General features: G+C 37.8%; 27 protein-coding genes and 3 pseudogenes. 17 read left to right on the forward strand and 13 right to left on the reverse strand.

Going from position 1 to position 26,034, the window contains the following annotated elements; translation table 11 throughout:
* Window positions 1–35 precede the first annotated feature (35 nt).
* The 3 genes from MHB38_RS06275 (at window position 36) to hemB (ending at window position 2,069) form a co-directional block, all read left to right on the forward strand.
* The gene (locus tag MHB38_RS06275) at window positions 36–302 is read left to right on the forward strand and encodes a hypothetical protein (protein WP_039956503.1); all 267 of its coding nucleotides are present in this window, start codon (window positions 36–38) and stop codon (window positions 300–302) included.
* Window positions 303–383: 81 nt separating this feature from the next.
* Window positions 384–608: a hypothetical protein gene (locus MHB38_RS06280; protein ID WP_017359644.1), complete on the forward strand. Its 225-nt coding sequence runs from the start codon at window positions 384–386 to the stop codon at window positions 606–608.
* A 465-nt stretch (window positions 609–1,073) separates the two neighbouring features.
* Entirely contained in the window at window positions 1,074–2,069 is a 996-nt protein-coding gene (gene hemB / locus MHB38_RS06285; protein ID WP_017359643.1) for a porphobilinogen synthase, read from the forward strand.
* A 106-nt stretch (window positions 2,070–2,175) separates the two neighbouring features.
* On the opposite strand, the gene MHB38_RS06290 is transcribed toward hemB, so the two are convergent.
* Together MHB38_RS06290 and MHB38_RS06295 are read right to left on the reverse strand one after the other, a co-directional pair.
* On the reverse strand, window positions 2,176–3,120 hold the full coding sequence (locus MHB38_RS06290) for an acetyl-CoA carboxylase carboxyltransferase subunit alpha (protein ID WP_017359642.1): 945 nt from the start codon (window positions 3,118–3,120) through the stop codon (window positions 2,176–2,178).
* 32 nt (window positions 3,121–3,152) lie between these two features.
* A complete protein-coding gene (locus MHB38_RS06295) occupies window positions 3,153–3,599 on the reverse strand; it encodes a MarR family winged helix-turn-helix transcriptional regulator (RefSeq protein WP_008348375.1) in 447 nt (148 codons plus the stop codon).
* A 250-nt stretch (window positions 3,600–3,849) separates the two neighbouring features.
* Here MHB38_RS06295 and MHB38_RS06300 point away from each other — a divergent pair, with 250 nt between their 5' ends.
* The 6 genes from MHB38_RS06300 to catA all read left to right on the forward strand — a co-directional run bounded on the left by MHB38_RS06300 (window position 3,850) and on the right by catA (window position 8,966).
* A complete protein-coding gene (locus MHB38_RS06300; RefSeq protein WP_019743044.1) occupies window positions 3,850–4,680 on the forward strand; it encodes a sialate O-acetylesterase in 831 nt (276 codons plus the stop codon).
* A 491-nt stretch (window positions 4,681–5,171) separates the two neighbouring features.
* Window positions 5,172–6,290: a response regulator aspartate phosphatase gene (locus MHB38_RS06305; RefSeq protein ID WP_008348370.1), complete on the forward strand. Its 1,119-nt coding sequence runs from the start codon at window positions 5,172–5,174 to the stop codon at window positions 6,288–6,290.
* A complete protein-coding gene (locus MHB38_RS06310) occupies window positions 6,280–6,480 on the forward strand; it encodes a hypothetical protein (protein ID WP_008348369.1) in 201 nt (66 codons plus the stop codon). The genes MHB38_RS06305 and MHB38_RS06310 overlap by 11 nt, the downstream gene beginning before the upstream one ends.
* 470 nt (window positions 6,481–6,950) lie before the next feature.
* On the forward strand, window positions 6,951–7,403 hold the full coding sequence (locus MHB38_RS06315) for a GNAT family N-acetyltransferase (RefSeq protein WP_008348366.1): 453 nt from the start codon (window positions 6,951–6,953) through the stop codon (window positions 7,401–7,403).
* On the forward strand, window positions 7,396–7,998 hold the full coding sequence (locus MHB38_RS06320; protein ID WP_008348364.1) for a YczE/YyaS/YitT family protein: 603 nt from the start codon (window positions 7,396–7,398) through the stop codon (window positions 7,996–7,998). The genes MHB38_RS06315 and MHB38_RS06320 overlap by 8 nt, the downstream gene beginning before the upstream one ends.
* Before the next feature lie 308 nt (window positions 7,999–8,306).
* Complete coding sequence (catA, locus tag MHB38_RS06325) at window positions 8,307–8,966, forward strand: type A chloramphenicol O-acetyltransferase (RefSeq protein ID WP_008348362.1); 660 nt, start codon at window positions 8,307–8,309, stop codon at window positions 8,964–8,966.
* Between the two features lie 747 nt (window positions 8,967–9,713).
* On the opposite strand, the gene MHB38_RS06330 is transcribed toward catA, so the two are convergent.
* Both MHB38_RS06330 and MHB38_RS06335 read right to left on the reverse strand, forming a co-directional pair.
* Complete coding sequence (locus MHB38_RS06330; protein WP_008348357.1) at window positions 9,714–10,370, reverse strand: TetR/AcrR family transcriptional regulator; 657 nt, start codon at window positions 10,368–10,370, stop codon at window positions 9,714–9,716.
* Between the two features lie 72 nt (window positions 10,371–10,442).
* Entirely contained in the window at window positions 10,443–11,261 is an 819-nt protein-coding gene (locus tag MHB38_RS06335) for an oxidoreductase (protein WP_008348355.1), read from the reverse strand.
* Window positions 11,262–11,526: 265 nt separating this feature from the next.
* Here MHB38_RS06335 and MHB38_RS06340 point away from each other — a divergent pair, with 265 nt between their 5' ends.
* Window positions 11,527–12,357 (forward strand): SMI1/KNR4 family protein, encoded by an 831-nt coding sequence (locus MHB38_RS06340; protein WP_186306180.1) that lies wholly within the window; start codon window positions 11,527–11,529, stop codon window positions 12,355–12,357.
* A 41-nt stretch (window positions 12,358–12,398) separates the two neighbouring features.
* Here the strand turns inward: MHB38_RS06340 and MHB38_RS06345 are convergent, their stop codons facing one another.
* Entirely contained in the window at window positions 12,399–12,647 is a 249-nt protein-coding gene (locus MHB38_RS06345) for a DUF2651 family protein (protein WP_008348351.1), read from the reverse strand.
* A gap of 598 nt (window positions 12,648–13,245) precedes the next feature.
* On the opposite strand from MHB38_RS06345, the pseudogene MHB38_RS06350 reads away from it, so the two are divergent.
* Window positions 13,246–13,983, forward strand: a pseudogene (locus MHB38_RS06350) (macrolide 2'-phosphotransferase); the annotation flags it as partial.
* On the opposite strand, the pseudogene MHB38_RS06355 reads toward MHB38_RS06350, so the two are convergent.
* Window positions 13,981–14,664: pseudogene (locus MHB38_RS06355) on the reverse strand (LysR family transcriptional regulator); the annotation flags it as partial. The pseudogenes MHB38_RS06350 and MHB38_RS06355 overlap by 3 nt on opposite strands.
* A 23-nt stretch (window positions 14,665–14,687) precedes the next feature.
* The gene (locus MHB38_RS06360; RefSeq protein WP_008348344.1) at window positions 14,688–15,386 is read right to left on the reverse strand and encodes an aspartate/glutamate racemase family protein; all 699 of its coding nucleotides are present in this window, start codon (window positions 15,384–15,386) and stop codon (window positions 14,688–14,690) included.
* Between the two features lie 192 nt (window positions 15,387–15,578).
* Between MHB38_RS06360 and MHB38_RS06365 the strand changes: the two genes are divergently transcribed.
* Window positions 15,579–16,103, forward strand: a complete 525-nt coding sequence (locus MHB38_RS06365) for a DinB family protein (RefSeq protein WP_050827176.1) — start codon at window positions 15,579–15,581, stop codon at window positions 16,101–16,103.
* Window positions 16,104–16,107: 4 nt separating this feature from the next.
* Here MHB38_RS06365 and MHB38_RS06370 read toward each other — a convergent pair whose 3' ends face one another.
* Both MHB38_RS06370 and MHB38_RS06375 read right to left on the reverse strand, forming a co-directional pair.
* Complete coding sequence (locus MHB38_RS06370; protein ID WP_007498922.1) at window positions 16,108–16,671, reverse strand: GNAT family N-acetyltransferase; 564 nt, start codon at window positions 16,669–16,671, stop codon at window positions 16,108–16,110.
* A 16-nt stretch (window positions 16,672–16,687) separates the two neighbouring features.
* The gene (locus MHB38_RS06375; RefSeq protein WP_019743043.1) at window positions 16,688–17,593 is read right to left on the reverse strand and encodes a LysR family transcriptional regulator; all 906 of its coding nucleotides are present in this window, start codon (window positions 17,591–17,593) and stop codon (window positions 16,688–16,690) included.
* Between the two features lie 112 nt (window positions 17,594–17,705).
* Here MHB38_RS06375 and MHB38_RS06380 point away from each other — a divergent pair, with 112 nt between their 5' ends.
* A complete protein-coding gene (locus MHB38_RS06380; RefSeq protein ID WP_008348337.1) occupies window positions 17,706–18,863 on the forward strand; it encodes an MFS transporter in 1,158 nt (385 codons plus the stop codon).
* A gap of 114 nt (window positions 18,864–18,977) precedes the next feature.
* On the opposite strand, the gene lpdA is transcribed toward MHB38_RS06380, so the two are convergent.
* Complete coding sequence (gene lpdA / locus MHB38_RS06385) at window positions 18,978–20,372, reverse strand: dihydrolipoyl dehydrogenase (protein WP_046527477.1); 1,395 nt, start codon at window positions 20,370–20,372, stop codon at window positions 18,978–18,980.
* A gap of 181 nt (window positions 20,373–20,553) precedes the next feature.
* Between lpdA and MHB38_RS06390 the strand changes: the two genes are divergently transcribed.
* Window positions 20,554–21,123 carry a TetR/AcrR family transcriptional regulator gene (locus tag MHB38_RS06390; protein WP_035392352.1) on the forward strand — a complete coding sequence of 190 codons (570 nt, stop codon included), beginning with the start codon at window positions 20,554–20,556 and terminating at the stop codon, window positions 21,121–21,123.
* Between the two features lie 20 nt (window positions 21,124–21,143).
* Complete coding sequence (locus MHB38_RS06395; protein WP_017359613.1) at window positions 21,144–21,563, forward strand: GNAT family N-acetyltransferase; 420 nt, start codon at window positions 21,144–21,146, stop codon at window positions 21,561–21,563.
* A gap of 92 nt (window positions 21,564–21,655) precedes the next feature.
* Here MHB38_RS06395 and MHB38_RS06400 read toward each other — a convergent pair whose 3' ends face one another.
* Entirely contained in the window at window positions 21,656–22,027 is a 372-nt protein-coding gene (locus MHB38_RS06400) for a hypothetical protein (protein WP_008348328.1), read from the reverse strand.
* A 342-nt stretch (window positions 22,028–22,369) separates the two neighbouring features.
* Window positions 22,370–22,429: pseudogene (locus MHB38_RS19545) on the reverse strand (YunG family protein); the annotation flags it as partial.
* Window positions 22,430–22,681: 252 nt separating this feature from the next.
* Between MHB38_RS19545 and alr the strand changes: the two are divergent.
* Window positions 22,682–23,863, forward strand: a complete 1,182-nt coding sequence (gene alr, locus MHB38_RS06405; RefSeq protein ID WP_341002928.1) for an alanine racemase — start codon at window positions 22,682–22,684, stop codon at window positions 23,861–23,863.
* A gap of 138 nt (window positions 23,864–24,001) precedes the next feature.
* On the opposite strand, the gene MHB38_RS06410 is transcribed toward alr, so the two are convergent.
* Window positions 24,002–25,114 carry an NAD(P)-dependent alcohol dehydrogenase gene (locus MHB38_RS06410; RefSeq protein ID WP_007498906.1) on the reverse strand — a complete coding sequence of 371 codons (1,113 nt, stop codon included), beginning with the start codon at window positions 25,112–25,114 and terminating at the stop codon, window positions 24,002–24,004.
* A gap of 214 nt (window positions 25,115–25,328) precedes the next feature.
* On the opposite strand from MHB38_RS06410, the gene MHB38_RS06415 reads away from it, so the two are divergent.
* Complete coding sequence (locus MHB38_RS06415; RefSeq protein WP_202734558.1) at window positions 25,329–25,943, forward strand: TetR/AcrR family transcriptional regulator; 615 nt, start codon at window positions 25,329–25,331, stop codon at window positions 25,941–25,943.
* The last annotated feature ends 91 nt before the right edge of the window (window positions 25,944–26,034 follow it).

Raw genomic sequence — 26,034 nt, forward strand, 5'->3', positions numbered from 1 at the left:
TGATGAATTATTTGAAATCGAAAGGAAAGAAGACAGTGATTGAGGTTAAAATTGACAAAGAAGAAGTTAGAAAGATTTATTTAGAGGAGTTAGAAAAACATTTAAAAAAATTAGACAATGAGTTGCTATTTTGGAATACGAAAGAACTTGAACGTCAAACGAGCATGTGTATGAACACAATGCAAAAAGAGTTTTTCTTTGATGAGAACTTTCCTAAAAGGAAGATAGGGAACAAGTGGTATTATCCAGCAGCGCAGACGAAGAAATTTTTGTTGGAATGGATTAATCATCAATCTAGATGAAATAATCTTTGTACTGATTGAGAATTTGAAAAGAACCCATGTTATCATAGAAGAAAATGGATACTGGGGGATTGTCAATAAATGCTCAAATCAAAGTTAGTTGTTTGGACGTTTATCGTTGTGACTGGATTCTATATGCTGGTGAGTATATGGAACATTGCTGTATTTCCAGATAAGACATGGACAGATTACGCAGGACAGATTTTGATTGTAGTTTTTGGAAGTATGGTGAATGGTTTAATCGCTGCATTCTTTATGTACGCAGCAGCTATGTTGGTGAAATATATTAATGGTGATAAAGCTTAAAACAGGTGTATAAAAAGGTAACATTTTTTTCGGTTTTAAAAAAATACGAAGGAACACCAGAGAATACAGAAGGGTAAGGAAAGCTTATGTATCAAGGCTTATAAGTGAATAGAGGATATCGGTGATAATCACAGGATTCTACAACAGGGTAGAGGTCGCTGGTTTGAGCCCAGTCGGAATCATCGTTTAAACCCTTGCCTAGCAAGGTTTTTTTGTTTTGTGGGTAATGAATATTTGTTCAGTTTTTATCCATCAGGTTGTTTCTAAGTATTCTTAGGACCAAAACGATGAAAGTGTTCTGCAAAGTGGATCGTTACGTCTGTTAAGGTTTAAGTCAGCAATCTAAGGTACTATATAGACAGGAAAAAGTTAATTCCAGCCGAAAATCGGGATTTTTGTTTAAAGTCGGTATATAATTGAGCAATAATAAAACCACTAGGTAAAAAACAGTAGGAGATGATATTAATGGAGAGTTATCCGTCCACTCGGATGAGAAGAAATCGAAACAATGACTGGAGCCGCAGATTGGTTGCCGAAAATCGGTTGTCGGCTGATGACTTCATTTGGCCAGTTTTTGTTCGGGAACAACCGGGAGAGGAAGAAATTGTTTCGCTGCCAGGGCAGTTGCGAGTCGGACTAGATCGTCTTATTGAGCACGTGGGACAGGCAGTAGAATTGGGAATTCCAGCAGTTGCGCTATTTCCTGTTATCGATCCAGAAAAAAAAGATGCTGATGGGAGTGAGGCGACAAATCCGGATAATTTGATTTGTCGGGCTGCCCGCGAGCTTAAGAGGGCATTTCCGGAACTGGGATTAATCGGTGATGTTGCATTAGATCCTTACACCACTCATGGGCAAGATGGAATTTTACGTAATGGCTATGTCGTAAACGATGAAAGTGTAAGTAGATTATCCGAACAAGCCATCATACTTGCGGAAGCTGGTTTTGATGTTGTAGCTCCATCTGACATGATGGATGGGCGTATAGGTGCTATACGGAGTGCTTTAGAAGAAAAGGAACTGGTTAATACAAGAATTCTATCGTATGCGGTAAAATATGCATCCGGCTTCTATGGTCCTTTCCGTCAAGCTCTGGGGAATGTATTGTCTGGGGATAAAAAAAGCTATCAAATGGATTCTGCCAATAGCGATGAAGCCCTTCGAGAGGTAGCGCTTGATTTGAATGAGGGCGCGGACATGGTCATGGTAAAACCAGGGCTGCCTTATTTAGATGTCATACATCGGGTGAAATCTGAATTTAAAGTTCCTACTTTTGCCTACCAGGTTAGTGGAGAATATTCAATGTTGATGGCAGCTATTCAGAATGGCTGGCTTGATGCAAATGTTGTAATTGAAGAATCATTAATGGCGTTCAAACGCGCCGGATGCGATGGCATTTTGACTTATTTTGCTTTAGATATGGCGCAGCGATTGAGAGATGGAGAATCCCAAAACATATAGTCAAAATGAAAACAGACCCTGAATGGTCTGTTTTTTATGAGGAGGATTTGAGAACCTTCAGAAAAAGTATTGATGGAAGATAATCCGATACGGATTTTAAATATTTTCATTTATAATTCTCTATTTGTCTATACTTTTCATATCGCTGTTGTATAAGCTCTTCCGAGGATAATCGTATCAATTTTTTAAGAGATGATTCGATTGCAGATTCAATCAATTTTGCCTGTGATTTTATATCATTTTGTGCTCCACCCTTAATTTCAGGAATAATTTCATCAATAATTCCTAAATGCTTTAAATCTTTTGCTGAAATTTTCATGTGTTTAGCAGCTTCTGGAGCATACTTAGCATCCTTCCATAGGATAGAGGCTGCTCCTTCTGGCGAAATGACTGAGTACCATGAATACTCTAACATATGGATATGGTTACCGACACTAATACCAAGAGCTCCACCACTTGATGCCTCTCCAATTACAATACAAACAATTGGCACTTTAAGTGTAGCCATTTCCAATAGATTTCGAGCTATCGCTTCAGAAATTCCACGTTCTTCAGACCCTTTGCCTGGATAGGCGCCAATTGTATCAATAAATGTAATAATAGGGCGATTAAATTTATCAGCTTGTTTCATCAGTCTTAGCGCTTTTCTATAACCTTCTGGATGTGCCATTCCAAAATTTCTTTCTATATTTTCCTTTGTACTTCTCCCTCTTTGATGACCAATAACCGTAACGGGCATCCCTTTAAATTTTGCAATACCACCTATCATTGCTTGATCATCACCATATAATCGATCACCATGAAGTTCGAAAAAGTTTGTAAACAATAAAGGTATATAATCCAATGTCGTGGGCCGGTTACGTAGCCTTGCAATTTGAACTCGTTGAAAAGGTGTAAGATTAGAATAAATTTCATCTTGCATTTTATTTAAACGTTTTTCTAATTCTTGAATTTCTGATGATAAATCTACATTATGTTCTTTCATCATTTTCTTTAATTCATCAAATTTCTCTTTTAGTTCAATAATAGGACGTTCAAAATCCAAACTCATTTTATCCTCCAAAGGGTATGATTTACCTCACTCTAATCAAAAGACTTAGAAATAGAATCAATAAATAATTCAAAACCATCCACAACTATTTTTTGTTCTGATTCTGATAAATTATTAAGGATACGTTGATAAAATGTAAGGGATTGTTCTCTTAAGCGATTAACAGTAATGTGACCTTTTTCTGTGAGGTGCAGAAAAAGTTCTCTTCTGTTTTTTTCATTTACTTCACGATAAACAAGTCCCTTTTTTACTAACTTATCTACCAATCTACTTACAGTTGAAGTCTCTAATCTAAGTTTATTGGATAGTTGCCAAACAGTTAATTTTTCCATCTCTATTTCCTCTAACGCCATCATTTGAGAAGTTGGTAGAGGTTTTTCAAATGGTCCATTGGGCAAATTTTGAGATTCAAAAACCCCAGTTATTATAATCATTTTCTTAATATCTGATCTTAGTTTTAAGGCATCTTCTCTTTTCAAAAAGGTCACCCTCCTAAAATTCATGTATGATACATCAATTGTATTATACATGAATATGTTTTTTTCACAAGTTTAACGTCAGCCCATATGACAACATGGACAAGAGATTTCTTCTTGTTAAAATGGTTTAAGTGGATTGATCATAGTCGATCCACCTGATTGATAGATGCATCAGGATCTTACCCTAAGTAATTACTGTTTACTGTTCTTTCAACAAAAATATGAAAAATGAAGAGAGGGGGAGAAAAATATGAAGTCATTTTTACTAATTGGACAATCTAATATGGCGGGTCGAGGCTTTAAGCATGAAGTGCCGCCAATTTATAATGAAAGAATCATGATGCTGCGAAATGGAAGATGGCAAATGATGACTGAACCTATTCATTTTGATAGGTCGGTAGCTGGTGTAGGACTGGCGGCTTCCTTCGCGGAGACTTGGTGTAAGGATCATGAGGGAGAAAAAATTGGTCTTATTCCATGTGCCGAAGGTGGCAGTTCCATTGATGAGTGGTCACGAGATGGGGCATTATTTCGTCATGCAATAAATGAAGCTAAATTTGCAAGGGAAGATAGCGAATTGGCCGGAATATTATGGCATCAAGGAGAAAGTGACAGCCAAGATGGGAAATACAAAGAATACGATGAAAAAATACGAAGATTATTTCATGAACTGAGAACTGAATTATCTGTACCTAACATTCCGCTTGTGATAGGTGGTTTGGGCGATTTCTTAGGAAAGACAGCATTTGGCGCAGGATGTGTGGAACATCAACTGATCAATGAGATACTACAAAAATATGTAAATCATCATGAAAATTGTTATTATGTTACTGCGAAAAGCCTTATACCTAATCCGGACGGAATTCACATCAATGCGATGTCCCAAAGAATATTTGGTATAAGATACTATGAAGCATTTCGAAAAACAGAACATATACATGAACCATTACCAAATGAACATGAGCTAGTGAATGACTGTCATAATAGAATGAATACCTCAGCGGAGAATACATATATAGCACTAGAAAAATTCACGTTGGGCAAGATGACTTATGAAGAGTTGCTGGAGGCTTTAACTTAGGTAAAGGTCATGGTAGTCTTTGAATAAACAGAAACATGATATATCTTGTGAAAGGATGATTGTGGTGGTAAAAACAGATAAAGCTTCCTCCTGAATACAGTAAATCACATTCAGGAGGAGATATAAAATGTTTAAACAAATAGTCGAAAGTTATCCATGAAAAGAGTACTTTCATCATTATATGACGGTAGCCTGATGCTCATATAGCTAGGTGATCGATCTAGACATCACGAAATTGTATGCAATATTAAAAGAAAAAAGGCTAGATTCAATGCAAATTACCTGAAGACAAAAGGTATTCTCATGGAAATCTAGAAGATGAAGGCAGACTGAAATGAGTCTGCCTTTTTGTTTTGTGAGGATAAAGACATGTGCCAAAGGTTTATTGATGTACACTGGTTCTTTTTGCGGTTTCTTTTCGGTGCCTTGTAAATTTCTGTATGTCATAATAAATGTAATATAAGGAAATATTGTAGAAGGGGAGTAAGGGGATGGAGAAAGTTCTTTCTTCACATGTTGGTGTGAAAATAAATGAATGGTATAAAATGATTCGTCAATTTAGTGTTCCAGATGCAGAGATTTTGAAAGCTGAGGTAGAACAAGAAATTGAACGAATGGAAGAAGACCAGGATTTACTGATTTACTATCAATTGATGTGCTTTCGTCATCAGCTTATGCTTGATTATATTAAACCCTCAGAGCAGCGCTCTTTATCCATAGCAGACTTAGTAGATAAAATAGAAAACTCCAACCATAAATTGTCCGGCATGCTGCAGTATTACAACGCGTTTTTTCGTGGAATGTATGAGTTCAGTATAAAAGAATATGTACAGGCCATTCAATATTACAAGATCGCTGAGCGGCAGCTCGCACTGGTTGTCGATGATATTGAGCAAGCGGAGTTTCACTTCAAGGTGGCTGAAGCCTACTATATTATGAAACAAACTCATGTTTCTATGCATCACATCATAAAGGCGCTTGAAATATACGATCAGTATGAGTTATACAAGATTAGAAAAGTTCAATGCTTATTTGTAATAGCAGGAAATTATGATGATTTTAAGCAGTATGAAAAATCATTAATACATCTGAATAAAGCCTATTCCATCGCTGAAGAAATAGCGGATAAAAGGTTGATTGCCAAGGCACTTTTAAATATAGGAAACAATTATGAAAAAAAACAAGATTATGCAAAGGCTATCCAATATTATCAAGAGTCTCTTGAAATATCAGAAGATGGTGTGGACGATGTAAAATCGGTCATATATGTTAACCTCTGTTGGGCACTATATAAGACAGGAGAAAATGATGAAGCATCCAAATTAGTGGATAAAGCTTTGGAACTTGTCTCTCATAAAGAGAACCCGCACGAAATTTTATTAATACGTTCTATAAGAACAACATATGAAAGTAATGATGAGGAAGAGATTCAAGCTATGCTACAGGCATTTGAAGAAAAGCAGTTGTTTGTTTTCGTAGAAGAATTCACTAAAAACCTTGCAGTGATTCATGAAAAAAGAGGAAAGTTTGAAAAAGCAACAGAATATTACAGGAAGGCATTTCAAGCCCAACATAATATTCAAAAAGGAGAGTGTCTTTATGAGTGTTAAAAAAATGATTGTTATAAGCTCTATTATCCTTCTAGGTGCAGGTGTATATGAAGCATCTAGCTTGATTAAACCAGCATCAAATCGGAATACAACAATGGAGGAGTCGAATAGAAATACAACTTTCATTCCACAAAAAATCGATCGAAACACGACAATGATCAATCGAAATACAATTTCTCAAAACGTATAGGCAAAATTAAAACAGACCATACAGGGTCTGTTTTTTTATGGGGACAGATTGGGGACGAACCTTTTCAGTAAACACACATTTTTTATCAGAATGGCTCATCATAGAACCTTATTAAATCAGTCTTTTTCAGGGAAGAACAAAGTAAAACCCCTGACTTTTATGGCTAGGGGATTTTTTCTGAGAACTTTCTTCAAATGTTAATCACAAAAAAACAAAGGCACCAAAAGTGAGAAGTGTAACGCCAAGAGATACCAAACTGATAAGTGGCGTAATAGTTCGCATTAATTCCGCTTCGACATTCACTACTAAAACCAGCTTTCTCAATTTCTTTCTCTTGCAAAATGCCCACTATCTTAAAAAAACCTGCATTTTTGTTGTAATTGCAATAAAAATATTTTATTCTTACTAGTATAAGACCATATAAATGCTTCACCTGGTTCAGACTAATATCAGAAAAGGATTGATAAACAATGCATATAAAAAAAATAACAACTGAAAATGACTTACAAGTTGCTCTTAATATTAGAAAGTCGGTCTTTATTGATGAACAGCAAGTACCTGAGTCTGAAGAATTTGATCAATTTGACACTCTTCAGGAACAATGTCAGCATGTCTTGGTATGCCATGAGAATGAACCTGTCGGCACAGGTCGGGTGCGTATTGTGGATGGTACAGGTAAATTGGAACGAATTTGCATCCTAAAACCTTATCGTAAGTACGGTTTAGGCAAAGTGATTATCAGAGAACTGGAAAAAATCATGCAAGAAAAAGGAATTGCAAAGATAAAGCTGCATGGACAAACACAAGCAGAAGGTTTTTATAAAAAACTTGGTTTTCAAACTGCTTCAGATGAATTTATGGAAGACGGGATTCTGCACGTTTTAATGATAAAAGAATTATCTTTAAGTAGAGATCATGTCTAATAAAAAAAAGTATGTTTATTACGGATTAGGTGTACTCGTATTAAGTTTAGGAATTTCATTAACAATACAATCAGGACTAGGTGCTTCTCCATTTGATGCTCTTTTAGTTGGCCTTTCCAAAGAATTTGGTCTTACCGTAGGGAGCTGGGAAGTCTTAATTTCAATCATCATCTTAATTTGCAATTCTATATTAGTGAGAAAAAAACCTGTTTTTTTAGGTTTGATTACAGCGTTCGTGACTGGAATCGGTATTGATCTGTGGTTACTCCTCATCAAATATGTCATTTATACAAGTACTTGGTTTAGCAAACTGACTTGCTTCGGAGCTGGTTTGATATTCATTGGTCTTGGAACAGCCGTATATCTTCAAACAAAATTCGCATCAACGCCAATTGATCATTTAACACTCATTCTTCGAGATATTTCAAAAAGAACCATCGCATTTTCGAGAACAATATTATATGCATTTTTCTTCATATTAGCTTTTATATGCAAAGGACCTATTGGTGCTGGTACCATATTAACGATTTGTTTCGGAGGCATCATTCTTCACTTTTTCATGCCTATTGTTAACCGTCGGTTATTATCAAATTGATGATTTGGCTGGGTACGATAAAACAATGGAAAAGCTTCAGCAGCAGTAAGGGTAGAAGTGAATAGAGGATAGCACTCAAAATGACAAATTCTATATTGACAGTGGAGAAATATATATGGCACTAGAACCCTTCACGTTAGGGAAGATTACTTACGAAGAGTTGCTGGAGGCTTTATCATAAACAAAGCTCATGGTAGACTTTGAATGGACAGAAACATGACATAACTCTTGAAAGGATGATTGTGGTGGTGAAAACAGATAAAGTCTCCTCCTGAATACATGAAATAACATTCAGGAGGAGATAAAAAATGTTTAAACAAATAGATGAAAATTATCCGAGAAAAGAGCACTTTCATCATTATATGACGGTAACCCGATGCTCATATAGTCTGGTGATCGATCTAGACATCACAAAATTGTATGCAATATTAAAAGAAAAAAGGCTAAAAGTATATCCTGTGCAAATTTATTTGTTAGCAAGAGCTGTGCAAAAATTACCGGAATTTCGGATGGATCAAGTGAACGATGAACTTGGTTACTGGGAGATTCTCCATCCTAGTTATACGATTTTAAATAAAGAAACAAAGACGTTTTCAAGTATTTGGACGCCTTATGATGAAAACTTTGCTCGGTTTTATAAAAGCTGTGTAGCGGACATGGACACTTACAGCAAAAGCAGCAGCCTATTTCCGAAACCTCATATGCCAGAAAACATGTTCAATATTTCAAGCCTGCCGTGGATTGATTTTACTTCTTTTAACCTTAATGTATCTACAGATATAACTTATTTACTGCCAATATTTACGATAGGCAAGTTTAAGGTGGAAGAAGGAAAAATCATTCTGCCCGTTGCGATTCAAGTACATCATGCTGTTTGTGATGGCTATCATGTCGGTCAATATGTTGAATATTTGAGATGGCTTATAGAACATTGTGAAGAGTGGTTAGATTCATTGGATATGTCCTGAATGTCAGGAGTGATTTGCAAGAGGTGTTCCCGTGGAATTTAAAAGATAGCTTAAAGCAGACTTAAATGAGTCTGCTTTTTTGTTTTTTGATGAAAATTTAAACGTGACAAGTAGCTATTAATGGCAATAAAGATTTGTTTCTCATTTATTTTTGCGGTTTCTTTTCGGTGTTTTGTAAATTCTATCATGTGATAATAAATGGAATATAAGGGAACTTAATGAATTGTGAGTAGGGGATGTAGAAAATTTCAGCTTGAAACTGTTTTCAAGAGTAGGCCTGAAAAGTGATTTGTGATGATTCTGAGTATATTTAAGCTTCTAAGTCAATTAAAGATAGGTGATAAACTACGTAGTAATGGAATATAGAACGTTAATTCAACCATAGCAATTCATTATGCTGCTAGGGTTTACAGGAAATATGGTTTCGATTTTGATAAATATTAAACAAGTTATGGTTTATGACAACGTAAAAAAGATTAACAAATTAAATAACAGCCCAACAAAAGGTTAAATAAAATTTTGAAATTATTAAAACAAAATCAATGCGGAATACAACAATCAAAGAACAACAAAAAACATGTCGAAACACGACGATGATTGCTCGACGCACAGCATCTCAAAATGTATAAAACATATGAAAACAGACCTTAAGGAGGTCTGTTTTCATATTGGCTTCAGTCAAAATCATCATGAACATGAGGAAGATGTAAGTGTTGTATGCACTTTTGTTGTGCACAACATTTTATGTCAAGCCTCAAGGTTGTGTAAATAACCATCAAGATAAAAAGACATTGTATTCATCACATCTGTTTTAAAATCTCGTTTAAATTCATGCAAATTATGATTTTCAATAATAGTAATGACTTCATCTGGTAAAGTGGCAGTGAGTTTGCATCCAGTGATAATCGCTGCTTCAGCTTGAAAAATATCCATCACTTGCGCCTCATTGATCACATCATTTGAACAAAGTAAGTCTGTCATTTCCGTTAGCTTTTGAAATAATAACAGTTTTGATTGAAGCATGGTATCAGAGTCGATGTTTCTTTCCAAAACAGACGTGCGAATGGCTTCTAATCTAATGTACATAGGATTTTTATCAATGATTTCTTCCAATTCTTTCAGAAAAAGTTGTTTGATATCCTGAAGTTTTTTGATCTGTGTTTCAGAAATAATTTCAATGAAGCGTTCTAGTCTCTTTACATATTCCCGGCATAATAGTTGGAAGAAAAGAGCTTCTTTTGTTTTGAAATAAACAAATAGTATGCCCTTTGATAGCTTCGTTTCTTTGGCGATATCTGACATTTTGATTTGGTTATATTCATGTGTCTCAAAAAGCGCTGCTGCTTTATCTAAAATCGCTTGAGCTCTTAGAGCCTTCGCTTCATCTGTCATCGCTCGTTTCATTATTTTCAACCTCCATTTCAAAGGTAATTTTGATTTGGAGTCAGACAAAGAGATATTTAGGGGAGCAAGTGATTAGCTGAATCTTTTAATGATTTTGTCAAACGTACGATCACCCAGGAGATTTTTCATAAACACCATAGGTTTAGCACCAAACCCAACCAAATAGCGCGTTTTAGGTTTCGTTACAGTGACAGCTTTCACAATTGTATTTGCAATGACATCTGGTTTTGTTAAATTACTTCCTGAATACGTTTTTACCATATTATCTGCTGATTTGTTGGCAGCTTCTTTATAAGCTCCTTTTGCTGAAGCAGTTTTAAGTTTTTCTGCTGCAATGACGCCCCAATCGGTTGCGATCCCGCCAGGTTCCACAACAATCACATCAATACCAAATGGTTCAACTTCTAACCGTAAGCAATCAGAAAAACCTTCTACTGCAAATTTTGTAGCGTGATACCATGCGCCAAATGATGTCCACACTTTACCACCCATAGAAGAAATATTGACGATCTTTCCATAGTTGTTTTGTCTCATATTAGGCAGAACAAGCTGCGTCATTCTGGCCAGTCCAAACAGGTTGACTTCTACTTGTCTTCGAGCTTCTTCCATAGATACATCCTCCACCGCACCATATGAGCCATAGCCCGCATTATTGACAAGCACGTCGATTCTTCCTTCTTTGTCCAAAATCTCACGTACACAGTTTACCATAGACTCTTCATCAGTGACATCAAGTGAAATGGTGTGAATTCCTTGAGAGATGAGATCCTCCATCATTTCTTTTCGACGAGCAGCACCATAAACAATAAAACCTTTCTTATTTAATTCAATTGCTGTGGACTTTCCAATACCTGCTGATGCACCTGTGATAAGAGCAACTTTTTTACTCATTCGTTCTTCCTCCTTTTAATGACCCTTGGTCAATTATATATGACTTAGGGTCAATTATAAATGACTGACGGTCAACTGTAAAGGGGAATATGAAGATGTTTTATCATTTGTTTTAATGGTCGAATTTATGACCATGAAACGCTTTAAGAGTACAAAAAAGGTGTTTAATACTTTGACCGCCAATGGCCGGAGGATCTGGTGGTCATTTTAAAAATATGAATGATATACTTATCTCAATAAATACTGGGAGGCATCCATTTTGAATTTGAAATCATTCTGGGAGAAAGATGAAGAGAGTCCTTTTACGTTAGAAAAGATAGATGAGGAACAAATTCGTGAAGCAGAGGGAACACTTGGAGTCACTTTACCCGATACATACAAAAAACTCATTTTAGAATGGAATGGTGGTTTTACAGTTCGTAATGCTTTTCCAACCGAACGGCCGAATTCATGGGCAGAGGATCATGTTCAATTCGATCATCTAAGAGGAATCGCTAAAGATGATGGAATTATGAATAGTGTTCAGTTAAGTGATGAATTGGAGCTACCAGAGGGATTTGTTTTCATCAGCGGGGAAGAAGATACATGGATCGCCATGGATTATCGAGAAACGAAGGAACATCCTCCTATTCACTATTTCGATTTAGAGCTGGAAGTAGATTTTAAGCTGGCAGATAGTTTTGATGAATTTGTTGAGCGGTTATATACAGCTGACGACGCCATGGTTGAAGTAATAGAGATTGAGGAGGAAGCTTCGGATTTATATATCAGTAAAGAAGAGCTTGAACACATTTTTGAGAGAGGAGACCTTTGTCAGCAGAATCTCTTCAAAATGGCACATTATCCGATGGAAGACATTGAAGAGATCGCATGGTTTTTCTTGCGCATGAAACAGTGCATCAAACAGATAAAAGATCAACATGTCTTGTATGAAACAGCTACTGCTATTCACTCCAACCTTTTGTTAAACCCAGATATGCCAAGGAATGACTGTATCAATAAAGAGCTTCAAGAAATTGCAGAATTTCTAGAAAATAGTGGAGATCCGAATACTGCCTTTTTGGGAGAGGGCATTCATCCAGTGAAAGAACGATAGTGAAAGATGAAAAGCCCTTTCTAGGGCTTTTCGAATGTAGTTTATGATCTCTTTTTATTTAAAATTTTCATAATGAATAATGCTATATATGAAGCAATGAATGAGCCCAAAGTGTAAACAACAACCCAGCCAAAGAAAGAGACATTAAAAAGTGTAAATGTCAGAATGAGCAAAATGATAAAGCTCACAACTGGCATGAAATAAACCTTTTGTACAAACAATGTGACGATTAATGAAGCGATCAAAATACTTACTGGAAGCAAGCCGAATGCGAATTCTAAATGAGTCATATCCATTCTCCTTTTAAAAATGACTTAGCTACATTTGATTTGTTCTCATTGTCTCTCATACACTCAAAATTCATAGTACATCGGGTTTTTGAGTTTAATAAATTATATTAGACAGAAGAATCAATAGCCATATCATAACACAGAAAAATGAAATTATTTCATTTTATGTAATTTAAAGGATGTTTGATGATTTTAAATCCTTCTTTTTGTCATCTTATTGAAAGTCATATTTAAATAAAGTATAGTAAATTTATATGATAAAGAGGAGGATGGTTAAAGATGATGCATTCAGGAAGATTACGCCAGAAAACTTTGAACAATCAGTAATTTCATATGTTCAAAGGCTCTGTTTTCATCAAACGGAGTAAACGGGGTAGTCTGCACATTTTTAATGATCTTCAGCGGGAAAGTATGCAATTTCACTAGAAAAGAGGCAGCTAATCGATCTGTCTTTTTTTGTATGTTATTTATGATGCAAAGAAAGGCATATGTCTAGCTTTGTTTACTCTGACCACATAAAGTAGCCTGTTTGTGGGTTTTGTGATGATATTCTTGGTGCCTATTGATCATGACTAAATGAGCAATTGGAGGAATGGATATGAACAGACTGGAATTAAAGCAGTTAGTCAAACATCACGGATTAGAGATTTTAGAGAATACCATCAAAATAAATGAATCAGGTGTGGATTTCCGTGTCGCTCACGTCGAAGATTTACATGGTGATCAATGGATATTAAGAATGCCTCGCAGACCTGAATCAATGAAACATACCTTACAAGAAAAAAAGACATTAGATTACATTAGTAATCAGGTTCACTTTCAGGTTCCTAAGTGGTCTATCTTTACAGAAAATCTGATTGCTTATAAACAATTAGAGGGGGTACCGGCAGCTAGTATTGATGTGGAACAGCAATCTTATGTGTGGAGTTTTGACCAAACGAATGTACCGCAAGCTTATTATGAATCATTAGGAAGAGTTTTAGCGAATGTACATTCCTTAGATCAACAGCCTTTTAAAACGATCGGTGTGGAGATGATCAGTGCACATGAATTAAGAGGATCAATGAAACAGCGAATGGAACGTGTCAAATCGCAATACACCATTAACAGCGGTTTATGGGAGCGTTGGCAAGAATGGCTAGCTAAAGATTCTTTATGGCCGCCTTTTGTGGGAGTGAAGCATGGAGATTTGCATCCTGGCCACATTCTGATTGATGAAAATCAATGTGTTACCGGTGTGATTGATTGGTCTGAAGTGGGGATTGGTGATGTATCTGCCGACTTTTTGTCGCATCAACTTCTGTTTGGGAAAGAAGGATTAACGAAACTTATCCACCAAATTTTTTGCAGTTTCCATATGATCAACCTCAATGGAAATGTTCGGTGTGATGTTGTTTTTTTGAAATAATCGGTGGAGCATCAACCAATCAAATGACCCATAGTCAAAGAAAATAAAAGGTTGTTCTTCTAGTTCTTTCATATTGATGTTGCCATGGCTGGCGAGCGGGTGATGAGTTGGGACGAACAGCCCGATTGGATCGCTGAAAATCGGGATTGATTCAATTTGAGGATGTGTTTCAGTCCTGACAATGCCAAAGTCTACTTGGTTGTTAATCACTTTTTGGACAACATCCTTTGAATGTCCTGTTACAATTTTCACTTTCAGGTTTTCGTATTTTTCTTTTAGGGCGGGCAATATGTTAGGCAATAGATTATTGGAAATAGAGGATGCGCATCCAATCGTCAATTCATAAGGGATCATCGTTTGTTTAAGACTATGCTTTGCTTCTTGATAAGAATGGAGAATCTTTTTGGCATGAGGGTAAAACTGTTCACCTTTTTCCGTCAGAGATAATTTATTTCTCTGTCTATCAAATAATTTCAGATCTAATTCTTTTTCTAACGATTGAATACGTGCCGATACAGAAGGCTGGGTTAAATACAGTGCTTCTGCAGCTTTATTGATACTGCCTAGCTGGCATACATAAATAAACGCTTCTATATTCTCAATATTCATGTTATCCCCTTATATGACGTTCTTTAAATGTTTAGCTTTTCAAGCTCATACACTAATTTTACAGCTTCTTTCGCCAAAATGACAGTAGGGTCAATCACTTTCACAGCTTTGGTTGACCTTAGAACTAAAGGAATTTCTGTACAGCCGGCAATGATGGCTTCTGCTCCTTGATTGATTAGAATTTCTGCAGCTAACGCCAGTTCACTTTCGCCTTTACTCAATTTCCCTGCTTTCACGGCATAAATCCCATTCATCACGTTTTTCTGAAGAGTTTCACTAGGAGTCATGACATCAATCTTGTGATGGGCACAAGCCTTTTGATAGAGCTGGGTTTTTAATGTGCCATCAGTACATAGTAAGCCCACAGACGTATAGTGATGTTTCTTCAGGTGCTTTGCGGTTTCTAATGGCATATTCATGATAGGGATATGAGTGGATTGTTGTACGTTTTCTAAAAAGAAGTGAGCGGTATTGCATGCAATCAGAATAAAGTCCGCTCCTGCGCGCTCTAATCTTTTAGCTGATGCAATCATATATTCTGTAGGATCTTCGCCTTTCCCAAATATGGCATTGGTTCTATCAGGGATTTGCGGATCATTATCAGCAATCACATGGAGATGATCCTGATCTTTTATCGCTGGTGTATGAGAAATGATTTTTTTCATCAGATCAATCGTCGCTAAAGGGCCCATACCACCCATAATACCAATTGTTGTAGACATGCATATCACCACATTTCATTTTTTTCTATTATAAAAAAAGAAAGGATGGTGAGTGTTATAGAAAAGTTCTATTTGTATATAGAAGGTTGATTAAAAGCACCTTTTATTTTCTTCTTTATCTGTTTTGCGGTATGAGTTGCAATCTAATCAAAAAACATTAGAATAAAGAAAAATTGATAAAGGAGCTACCATATGAATTTCAATTTGGATGAAGCTTTAGATATGTTGAGTCGAACTCCTCGTACATTAGAAAGTCTTTTGTCAGGTTTATCGAAGGATTGGCTTTACAGTCGTGAAGGGGAGGGAACGTGGAATCCCGTTGAAGTCATTGAACATTTGATTGAAGCAGAGAAATTCAACTGGATTCCCCGATTAAATGTCATTCTTGCTGATGGAGAGAATACCCCATTTCCTGCATTTGACCGCTACGCCCATTTGAATCAAACTGAAAGACAGATAGAACAGGCACTAGCGGAGTTTCATCATGTGCGGATGGAGAATGTGGCATACATTCAGCGTATGACACATTCAAATCTTGATCTAGAGAAAAAGGGCGTCCATCCAGAATTCGGCGTCGTGCAAGTGAGCGAATTACTTTCTGCGTGGGTTGTCCATGATTTCACCCATATCTCCCAAATTGTTCGAGTCATGGCGGAACGATATCGAACCGATGTGGGTCCATGGAGCGCTTATTTAGGGATTTTGAATAGGAAATAAATGATTAATGACGCTTCGCGGCCCACTCGGATTGAAGAATGGCATATTGATACTCATCGACCCAATGTCCTTTTGACATATAATTTTGCAGCAAATGTCCTTCGCGTCTCATGTCTAAACGTTCCAGTACTCGAATAGATTTTTCGTTTCGTACATCTGTAAAGGCAATGATTTTATGCTTGTTCAGTGTAGTGAAAATATATTCGATCATTGAATTCAAGGCTTCATGAATATAGCCCTTTCCTTGAAATTCAGGCGCGAGTGTAAATCCTATTTCAACGATTCTAGGCTCGCTGCCGAGTGTATGAATGGCGCAATCTCCTATCAACTGATTGGATTCAGATAAGGCAATCGCGTATTGAAACCACGTCCCTGGTTGATTAGGTTGTTGCGTCATTTGGTGTTGTACAAATGATTCAGCGTCTTCGTACGTGTAGTTTTCCCAGGATTGAAATGTGGCAATAGAGGGATTTGATCGGTATTGATAAAATGCTTCAATATCCTGCTGATCAAACTGACGAATCACGACCCGGTTTGTTCTTGTAAATATGCTGTTTGCATTCTTCATGTGTTACCCTCACTTTTTAGTTTGTTCTTGATTTGAAAAAGTCTATTAGCCATTCAGATAGCTGTTTTTGCGCTTTGGTCACAAATCGATCGGCATAATACGTTAATTCAAGATGCCGAACAGGAGCAGGGGCAGAAATAGGAATAGAGACAATATTAGGCCATGCTGAATGTTGCTTTAACAGCCCTCTTGGCTGGATGGTGGCGCCGATCCCGGCTTCAACCAGCTGCAATAATGAAGTGGCAGACCCAACATCCATGACCGTGTCCAATTCAAAACCGTGTTCTTTACATACGTCATCGACCAAATCTCTTCCTAGATAGCCTTTTGGATACATGACCAGTGCATGCTTTGTCAGCTCTTTTAGCGTCACTTCACGCCTTTTTGCCAGTTCACTGTCTGAATGAACAAACAATTCGTAGGGCTCATCGCCAAGTGGAATTTGAATCAGTCGTTTATCCGCAGGCCCGCGCAGCCCAATTCCGATATCGACTTTATGTGAGAGCACCTCGTCACGAACAAAGATGGTCGAAAAAGCCTTTAGGTTGATCTCTGGATACAGCGTTTTAAATTCTACAAAAAGCGGAACAAGCTGAAAGTCAAGATCAGAGGGAAGGACGGCAAGCCGAACGGTACCCCGCTGTTCAGATAACAGTTCTTTCATGGCATTTTTTGCATCTCGTTCAGCCTGAAGCATTTTCATGCCATATTGATAAAGAAGCGTACCAGCTTCAGTTGCAACTACTTTTTTACCGATTCGGTCAAAGAGCGGCATCCCAACTTCAGCCTCAAGCAGCTGAATCTGTTGGCTTAATGTAGGCTGTGATATACCTAGTTGCTCTGCAGCCTTTGTGAAATGTAAATGATCGAATACAGCCATAAAATAGGTAATGTGACGAGTATCCATATGCCATCCTTTCATTAATGATAGTATTTTCCTATCATCATAATACGAATTATTGTATTGATCAATGAATGAAGCGGATTTATACTCATAGTAACCTCAACAAGATGAGAGAGGAAGAAGAGTATTGATGAAAAAAGTATTTTATTTAGCCGCTTTATTTTTAGCTGCATTAAACTTGCGCCCAATCATTACATCCGTGGCTTCTATGATGAGCATGATTCAATCAGACCTTGGCGTTAGTGCACTCACGGCAAGTCTTTTAACCACTTTGCCGGTCTTGTGCATGGGAGTGTTTGCCCCTGTAGCAACGAAACTAAGCCGCCGGTTTGGATTAGAGAGAACTCTTTTTTTCTCGATTTTTCTTATCACAATTGCGACTGGACTGCGTGGTACAAGTCAAACGGTTACCATCCTTCTCATGACTGCTTTTGCAGGAGGAGTTGGAATTAGTTTTGCCGGACCATTGTTGTCTAGTTTTATTAAAAAGTATTTCCCGAAAAGTCCTGGGATTGTCAGTGTGTACTCTATATCGATGACAGTTGGAGCTGCACTTGCTTCGGGCTTGACCATTCCGATTTACCTTCGCAGTGAGCATAACCTTCCACTTGCGTTAGCCTGCTGGGCGGTTTTAGGCGTTATTGCACTGATTTTATGGCTCGGTCTAGCTCGTAAAAACCAACAAGCGGATCATGCAGATGTGCCGCTGAGATTACCACTACGAAACAAAAAAGCCATTCAATTTACTTTGTTCTTTGGCTTTATGTCAAGCATGTTCTATTCGTTAACAGCGTGGATTTCACCCATTGCGCTTAATTTTGGGAATAGTCCGCAGTATGCCGCCATGCTGCTTACGATATTTACGCTCATTCAGATTCCGGTGGCATTACTTGTTCCAGCAATCGTTAATCGTCTAGGAAAGCCGAAATTATTTCTGATCTTATGCAGTTTGTCAGAGCTGATTGGCCTCATATTCCTTCTACTGCCAATGCCGATCCTGCCAGCTGTTATTTTTCTAGGGATTGGAGCAGGTGGATTATTTCCTTTGGCGCTTATGCTGCCTATTATTGAAACGCGTACACCAGAAGAAGCCGGTACATGGTCCGCGATGTCACAGATGGGCGGGTACATCATGGGAGGATTTGGTCCATTTTTAATCGGTTTGATTTTCGATATTAGCGGACATTTTCAAGCTGCTATTGTCGCAATGCTCGCCATCGTGATGCTGATGATTGGCGTGCAGTTATCGATGAAGTTAGGGAAAAAACGTGATGAGGTATCCAATTAAAGATCAATATACCGCTGCTTTTATATCATGACTCAATTGAAATCGCCATAGCCTATTCCTAAGTAGGCTATGGCGATTATTTTACTCAATTTTTAAAAGATGCAACTGAATGGATTATCGTGCCAGATTTTTTTCAACTTTACGAGTGGCCATTTCTGCAGCCTCCATGATCATTTCACCTAATGTTGGGTGAGGATGAATCGTCATGGCTAAATCTTCTACTGTAGCACCAATTTCAATAGAGAGAGAAAGTTCTGATATAAGAGTAGATGCCTCTGCACCTACGATCTGTGCTCCTAAAATAAGGCCAGATTCAGCATGGGCCACAATCTTCACAAATCCTTCTGGTTCTTTTAATGCCAGTGCTCGACCATTAATAGAGAACATTGTTTTTCCAGTAACAGTCGGAATGGATTGTTGCTTGCAATCCGTTTCGCTCAGTCCAACACTCGTCAATTCTGGGCTAGAAAACACAACAAGTGGGATCGCTTTATAATCGATCATCGAAGGTTTCCCGGCGATTGCCTCTGCTGCCACCTTCGCTTCATAGGAAGCTTTATGAGCCAGAGCAGGACCCTCGGTGATATCACCAATTGCATAAATGTGCGGAATGGAAGTTCTGCATTGTTCATCAATTTTAACTAGTCCGTTAGGGGTAATGGACAAACCGATAGAATGGAGACCTAATGTTCCATCTGTATTCGGTTTTCTTCCGACAGTAATCAGTGCATATTCCGCTTGCACCGTGTAACTTTCTTTCTGTTTCTCATAATGAAGATCAATTCCGCTCATATGCTGCTCGGCACCTATGACGTTTGCTCCTGTAATCACGGTGATGTTATCTTCTTTCAATTGTCGAACAACAGGTGAGACAAGTTCACTTTCAAAACCAGGCAATACTTGATTGCCGCCTTCTAGAATGGTGACTTTTGATCCAAACCTTGCAAACATCTGTCCGAGTTCAACACCAATATATCCACCCCCAACTACGACAAGGCTTTTAGGGATTTCGGGAAGGGATAGTGCTTCAGTGGAAGACAATATACGACCTCCGAAAGGGAGTGATTTAATTTCAATTGGACGAGAGCCGGTTGCTAATATAAGGTGTTTGAAGTTGATTCGTTTTTCACCTTTTTCGGCATGTTGAATCACCGCTGTATGCTGATCGAACAAGCTTGCATCGCCTTCCAAAATGGTAACTCCAGCTGACTTTAACAAAAATTGGACGCCTCCAGCTTGTTTTTCCACAACAGCTTTTTTGAACGCTTGAGCTTCATTGAAAGAACCGCTTTCTTGAAAACCACCCCATTGTGTGCGGAGTTTGAACCGCTCTGCTTCTGCTATTAGCGCTTTAGAAGGGATACAGCCTACATGGGTGCATACGCCACCTAACTGATCACGTTCTACAATCGCAGTCTTCATGCCGAGATGAGCTGAACGTAACGCCGCCACGTAGCCTCCCGGACCTGATCCAATCACCAATGTATCTACTGTTTCTAAATGAATCATTTCTTACACCTCCAATTTCAAAATATGATGATCATAATATATTATAGTCATCATATTTTGGCGAAGTCAATCCCATCTGAGTGAGGAAAGATGGATTTTAGTCAATTGACACAAGATTATATGATAATTATAATATTTTAATAAATACACTTAGATGAGTTAAAAGGAAGGAGAAAAGAGGATGCCTTATCCGAAAGGTCATAAGTCAAAAGTGAGAGAGCAGATCATCGCTAGTGCTGCACGAGCATTTCGAACAAATGGCGTCCGTAGTATCAGTTTGCCATACATTATGAAAGGGGCAGGTCTAACTCATGGAGGGTTTTACGCTCACTTTAAGAACAAGGATCAGTTGGTGATAGAGACTTTTCATTTTGCTATTACTGATACGATCAAGCTGCTGCAAAGTGTTGCAGACAAGAAAACAGACCAGCCTCGAATTCAGACGATCATTGACTTTTATTTAAGTTCCGTTCACCGTGATCAGACGGAGATCGGCTGTATATTGCCTGCACTGGCAGGGGAGATTGCTCAATTATCGCAAGAGGTACGTAAAACCTATACAGATGAATTGAAACGGTTTATGGCGTTTACAGCTGATACGGGAAACATAGATCTCTCTACCAGTTACGCACTAGTAAGCAGCATGATTGGTACAATTGCTCTTGCACGAGCTGTCAATGATTCGCAGTTCAGTGATCAATTGTTAATGGCAGGTAGAACACAGGCAAAACACATTTTAAATTCAAATTAAAAAACATAGGGGATGTTGCGATGTTGATTAGAGAAGCAAGCATAGAAGATTATCCACAATTAAGACAAATCTATTTAGAATCCCGACGTCAGAGCTTTCACTGGCTCAATACAGAAGAAATCAAACTGCAAGATTTTGATCAAGATACGCAGGAAGAGCAAATTTTCTTAACTGAGGAGAACAATAAAATCCTTGGATTCATCTCATTATATGTACCAGATCGTTTTATTCATCTCTTGTTTGTACATCCAGAAGCTGCTGGTCAAGGGGCTGGCGATCTGTTGCTGAAACATGCGATCAAAGTGCTCGGAACACCAGTCACCCTCAAATGTGTATCCGAAAATCACAAAGCTTTGTCTTTTTATCAAAAAAGAGGATGGAAGGCTGTTGTAGAGGAAGGGGAGCCTGGGGCGAAGTACTGGGTGCTTGCTTATGAATAAGGATAAAATTGTAAAATAATCTAATGTGACTCACACGTTAGGTATTGGTGATCCTGCTTAAAAAAAAGCCTCCATAATAGAGGCTTTTTAATTTACTTTCTAACCGTTATATAAAGAGCGCCTAATAGAGCGCCATTTGATTTATACATCCATACTTCTACTTGGTTACTACCTGAATCTTTTAACCCTTTAATATCTCTACCGGATACAGAGACATACTGTGATCCTTTCACAACAACAGCATATGAGGCAATGTCATCAATAGGATAACTAGATCCTACGTTAATTGTGATATTTCTTGCATTTGTTTTAATTGGAGCATCCGCGGATAAAGATTTTAGCGTAATAGGCATAGATGAAAGATGATTAGTTTGAACGGATTCTTGAGCAGAAGCAACCCCTCCAATAGTAAAAGTCAATGCAGAAACAGCAATAAGAGAATACATAGATTTCTTCATTTTCATTCTAAAGCACTCCTTTTAAATTAGTTTACAAGTCATTAATTCGATATTAAATCGAGATATTCCTGTTAAAAAGTGTTAATTAATTGTGAACATTTTCCTTTCGGGATGAATTGAAATTTTCTGTGAAGAAAACGACTTAATATCTATCTATCTATTAAAAATTTAAAACATTATTTTTTAGTAAGAATATTGCTCATTACTCGTATTGCTAAAGCTCCTTCTCGATTTGAATATCTACCTATTTTAAGAAATTTCCTCAGAGAATTGTGAAGAGGAAAAGTCTAATCTTTTCCCATGGATGATATTGAAAAAAATCTAGCCATTTCCTAATTCTATCTTCATTCATTCGCCGCTTAAAAGATCATTTACAACTAAAGAAGTGACACGGCATTGACCGTTTGCGGGACTCTATTTTGAACTAGATTGTGAAAGCCAAGCTTTATCAAGAGCATCATAATTATTTCAGTTTTGTAAGGTCCTATCATTAATGTCATTTCAGTGTGAATGTAAGTATTCAAGTCTATATAGGCTTTTTCAAGAATTAACAGGTCTTGGTTCTTATTGAATGTTTTTTGTATAAATGAATAAAGATAGACTATATGTTAAAACGAACACAAATTACAGAAGAAACTTATGTTAAAAGGAGGAACGATTATGAAAAAACTTTGCCGGGAAGTCTGGATCGAAGTTAATCTTGATGCAATTAAAAGAAATATGGAAGCCATTCAAGCGCATATTCCAAAGAAGAGTAAGATCATGGCTGTCGTGAAGGCGAATGCTTATGGACACGGTTCAGTGGAGGTAGCGCGGCAGGCACTAGAAAGCGGTGCGACGGAGCTCGCAGTTGCTAGCTTAGAAGAAGGGATTGTATTGCGAAGAGCAAAAATAGAAGCACCTATTCTTGTGCTTGGATTTACACCGCTCGACTGTGTGAAAAGGGCCGCAGCCTGGAGAATTGATCTATCTGGCCTTCGTGAAGATTGGATTGCTCAAGCAAATGAGATCTTAGCTGAAGAAGAAAGCCAGCGCCGGCTTGGGATTCATGTCAATGTTGACACAGGGATGGGGCGATTAGGTGTACGGACAAAGGAAGAGCTGTTAGCGGTGGTGAAGGCGCTTGAAAAGAGTGAAAACCTGAGGTGGGATGGAATATTTACGCATTTCTCCACTGCGGATGAGCCTGATCCTGATTTTACGTTGCTTCAGCACAGCATCTTCATTGATTTCCTTCGGTTTTTGAAAGAAGAAGGGATCAAACTGCCGACCGTACATATGAACAATACAGCTGCTTCGATTGCGTTTCCTGAATTTAGTGCCGATATGATCCGGCTTGGTATCGGACTTTATGGATTGTATCCCTCGCAATACATTGAAAGCTTAGACGCTGTTCAGCTAGAGCCCGCTCTCAGTTTAAAAGCAAGAATTGCGTTCGTGAAGAAAATGGTGACAAAGCCAAGAACCGTCAGCTATGGGGCAACCTATGTGGCAAAGCCTGACGAAGTCATTGCGACCATACCGATTGGCTATGCAGATGGGTACTCGCGTGCTTTATCCAATCGAGGGTTTATGCTTTTCCGCGGAGAAAGAATGCCGATTGCTGGCCGAGTCACAATGGATATGACGATGATCAGCTTAGGAGAGATGAAAGCAAAGCAAGGCGAGGAAGTCGTCATTTATGGCCGTCAAAAGGGCGGAGAAATTTCTGTTGATGAAATTGCTGAAATGCTCAATACGATTAACTATGAAGTCATTGCAACATTAAGCCGCCGTGTTCCAAGGTTTTATCGTCGAGGCGGGAAGATTATTAAAATATCGACGCCGGTGATGTATGTGTGAAAGTAAGGACAGCATGAAATTGCAAAAATCCCCCTTTATAAAGGGGGATTCAGATTGTAGAGAAACTCATATTTTTCTACAATCTTTTTTATTTTCATCGTAATGATGATGGATTTGAGTTTCACGTCTTATTTCGGCTTAAGCTCGATACTCTTTATCTAAAATAAGAATTGGTTTAATCGTAGATCCATTTTTAGAATCTTCAAAAGCTTGTTCAATCTCTTCTAATTCGTAGAATTTTGCTAGTTTCTCAACTGGGAATTGTCCATTTTTAAAGAACTTGACTAGTTTAGGAATGAATAGTTGAGGAACGGCATCGCCTTCTATCACACCTTTTAACGTGAGCGCATTGAGCATGAGATCATTGGTCACATTAAACGTTAAATCGCGCTTTCCTACTGCTACTGTTGCACAAGTTCCTTTGACACGCAGGCAGTGAAGGGCAGCTAGCGTGACTTCTGGTACTCCAGTTGTTTCAAATGAGTAATGTGCCCCTTTTCCTTCTGTGATTTCCTTCACTTTTTCAGCTGGGTTCTCATGTTTACTGTTGATGACATGTGTTGCACCTAATTCTTTTGCTAGCTCAAGGCGGCTATCATGGATATCAACGGCAATTATCGGATCACAGCCTGCAATTTTTGCTGCCATTAACCCACTTAAACCAACAGCACCTGTACCGAACACAACAAAGCTTGTACCTGGAGCTGGAGCAAGTGAATTTAAGACAGTACCGCTCCCAGTCATTAAGCCGCAACCGAATGGTCCTAAATAACGTAAATCAGTTTCTTTGTCTACTTTCACCACATTTTTCTCATCAACCGTTGCATATGTACCAAATGACGATTGACCAAAAAATTGTGATACATCTTGATGATCATGTGTATGGATAGGCGTTTCATTATGTTTATTACGACCAGAAAAATTCAGTGGAATCATGTTTTCACATCCACCAGCGTTCCCGTCAAGACAATTATGGCAATGACCGCAATAAGCGAAACCAAGTACAACGTGGTCTCCTTCTTGAACGGTTGTGACATTAGAACCTGCTTTTACGACAATGCCAGAGCCTTCATGTCCTAATAAAGCAGGACGTGGGACAGGGAGCGTACCATCTAATACTGTGGCATCTGTATGACAAACGCCAGATGCAACGATTTTGACAAGCACTTCATCTGCTTTTGGATCATCTAGTAATAGTGTTTGTTTCTCGAAATCTTTTTCATTTGTTGTGACCATCGCTTGAATTTCCATATCATGTGCCCTCACTTTTTGTATAGTATGATATTCTGAAGAAAGGTTAGATCAAATGTCACAAAAAATTCATTTCTTTATGACTAAGTTGATTGTAGGACGAAAGATTTTCCGTTTCAATCAGCAAAAAATCTTTTTTGTATAGGTTTTCAACACAAATAAATTTATGTATATCTAATCAACATTTATTAAAAAGTGTCTAAAGGAGGGGCCCATGATCAAAAAAGAGGATCGCCGTGTTGAGCGAACAAAAGAAACACTTCGTCAAACATTCAAAATACTAGTAAAAGAAAAAGGATATTCGCACGTAAAAGTGAAGGATATTGTGGAAAAGGCAAACTATAATCGGACGACGTTTTATGTGCATTATGAAAGTAAAGATGAATTAGCAGCAGATGTTATTCACCGGGAAATGGTCGATTTCGAATATGAATTTTGTAAGCCGACTCGTGAAAATCCACTGTTGGATTTAACTCGCATGAAACCAGAGGGCACCGATGTATTTCAATATATCGTTGAAAATCGCGACTATTATGATTTATTAGTGATGGAAGACCGAATTCCACACATACAAGAACAATTGCTTAAGAAAATACAATATATCTTCAAAAATAGAATGTCATTTGTGAGTGATCAGTATGAAGAAATCAACGACAGTTATTTTGTCCAGTATCGTTCATACGGGATCTTTGGTTTTATCATTGAATGGATCAGAAATGACTACAATGCATCTCCCTCAGAAATGGCACGACGTATTATCAATTTATTATATATTCAATCCTCACTCATGATTCAGTTGAAAAATGAAGAAGCGATTATGAAAAGGTAATGCTTAGGCCGCATCTCTAGCGCACAACATTTTGAATGTATATAAAGTTATATTTAAAACTTCTTTAAATTGTAAACTTTGTAAAAAATAG

The sequence above is a fragment of the Bacillus sp. FSL K6-3176 genome (genome assembly GCF_038003325.1).
GTDB classification, from domain to species: Bacteria; Bacillota; Bacilli; order Bacillales; family Bacillaceae; genus Bacillus; species Bacillus altitudinis.

Bases quoted from the DNA above. Each gene is read 5' to 3' on its own strand.
- MHB38_RS06280 (WP_017359644.1), top strand. From the start codon at position 384: ATGCTCAAATCAAAGTTAGTTGTTTGGACGTTTATCGTTGTGACTGGA.
- hemB (WP_017359643.1), top strand. From the start codon at position 1,074: ATGGAGAGTTATCCGTCCACTCGGATGAGAAGAAATCGAAACAATGAC.
- MHB38_RS06290 (WP_017359642.1), bottom strand. From the start codon at position 3,120: ATGAGTTTGGATTTTGAACGTCCTATTATTGAACTAAAAGAGAAATTT.
- MHB38_RS06300 (WP_019743044.1), top strand. From the start codon at position 3,850: ATGAAGTCATTTTTACTAATTGGACAATCTAATATGGCGGGTCGAGGC.
- MHB38_RS06305 (WP_008348370.1), top strand. From the start codon at position 5,172: ATGGAGAAAGTTCTTTCTTCACATGTTGGTGTGAAAATAAATGAATGG.
- MHB38_RS06310 (WP_008348369.1), top strand. From the start codon at position 6,280: ATGAGTGTTAAAAAAATGATTGTTATAAGCTCTATTATCCTTCTAGGT.
- MHB38_RS06315 (WP_008348366.1), top strand. From the start codon at position 6,951: ATGCATATAAAAAAAATAACAACTGAAAATGACTTACAAGTTGCTCTT.
- MHB38_RS06320 (WP_008348364.1), top strand. From the start codon at position 7,396: ATGTCTAATAAAAAAAAGTATGTTTATTACGGATTAGGTGTACTCGTA.
- catA (WP_008348362.1), top strand. From the start codon at position 8,307: ATGTTTAAACAAATAGATGAAAATTATCCGAGAAAAGAGCACTTTCAT.
- MHB38_RS06330 (WP_008348357.1), bottom strand. From the start codon at position 10,370: ATGAAACGAGCGATGACAGATGAAGCGAAGGCTCTAAGAGCTCAAGCG.
- MHB38_RS06335 (WP_008348355.1), bottom strand. From the start codon at position 11,261: ATGAGTAAAAAAGTTGCTCTTATCACAGGTGCATCAGCAGGTATTGGA.
- MHB38_RS06345 (WP_008348351.1), bottom strand. From the start codon at position 12,647: ATGACTCATTTAGAATTCGCATTCGGCTTGCTTCCAGTAAGTATTTTG.
- MHB38_RS06360 (WP_008348344.1), bottom strand. From the start codon at position 15,386: ATGTCTACAACAATTGGTATTATGGGTGGTATGGGCCCTTTAGCGACG.
- MHB38_RS06365 (WP_050827176.1), top strand. From the start codon at position 15,579: ATGAATTTCAATTTGGATGAAGCTTTAGATATGTTGAGTCGAACTCCT.
- MHB38_RS06370 (WP_007498922.1), bottom strand. From the start codon at position 16,671: ATGAAGAATGCAAACAGCATATTTACAAGAACAAACCGGGTCGTGATT.
- MHB38_RS06375 (WP_019743043.1), bottom strand. From the start codon at position 17,593: ATGAAAGGATGGCATATGGATACTCGTCACATTACCTATTTTATGGCT.
- MHB38_RS06380 (WP_008348337.1), top strand. From the start codon at position 17,706: ATGAAAAAAGTATTTTATTTAGCCGCTTTATTTTTAGCTGCATTAAAC.
- lpdA (WP_046527477.1), bottom strand. From the start codon at position 20,372: ATGATTCATTTAGAAACAGTAGATACATTGGTGATTGGATCAGGTCCG.
- MHB38_RS06390 (WP_035392352.1), top strand. From the start codon at position 20,554: ATGCCTTATCCGAAAGGTCATAAGTCAAAAGTGAGAGAGCAGATCATC.
- MHB38_RS06395 (WP_017359613.1), top strand. From the start codon at position 21,144: ATGTTGATTAGAGAAGCAAGCATAGAAGATTATCCACAATTAAGACAA.
- MHB38_RS06400 (WP_008348328.1), bottom strand. From the start codon at position 22,027: ATGAAAATGAAGAAATCTATGTATTCTCTTATTGCTGTTTCTGCATTG.
- alr (WP_341002928.1), top strand. From the start codon at position 22,682: ATGAAAAAACTTTGCCGGGAAGTCTGGATCGAAGTTAATCTTGATGCA.
- MHB38_RS06410 (WP_007498906.1), bottom strand. From the start codon at position 25,114: ATGGAAATTCAAGCGATGGTCACAACAAATGAAAAAGATTTCGAGAAA.
- MHB38_RS06415 (WP_202734558.1), top strand. From the start codon at position 25,329: ATGATCAAAAAAGAGGATCGCCGTGTTGAGCGAACAAAAGAAACACTT.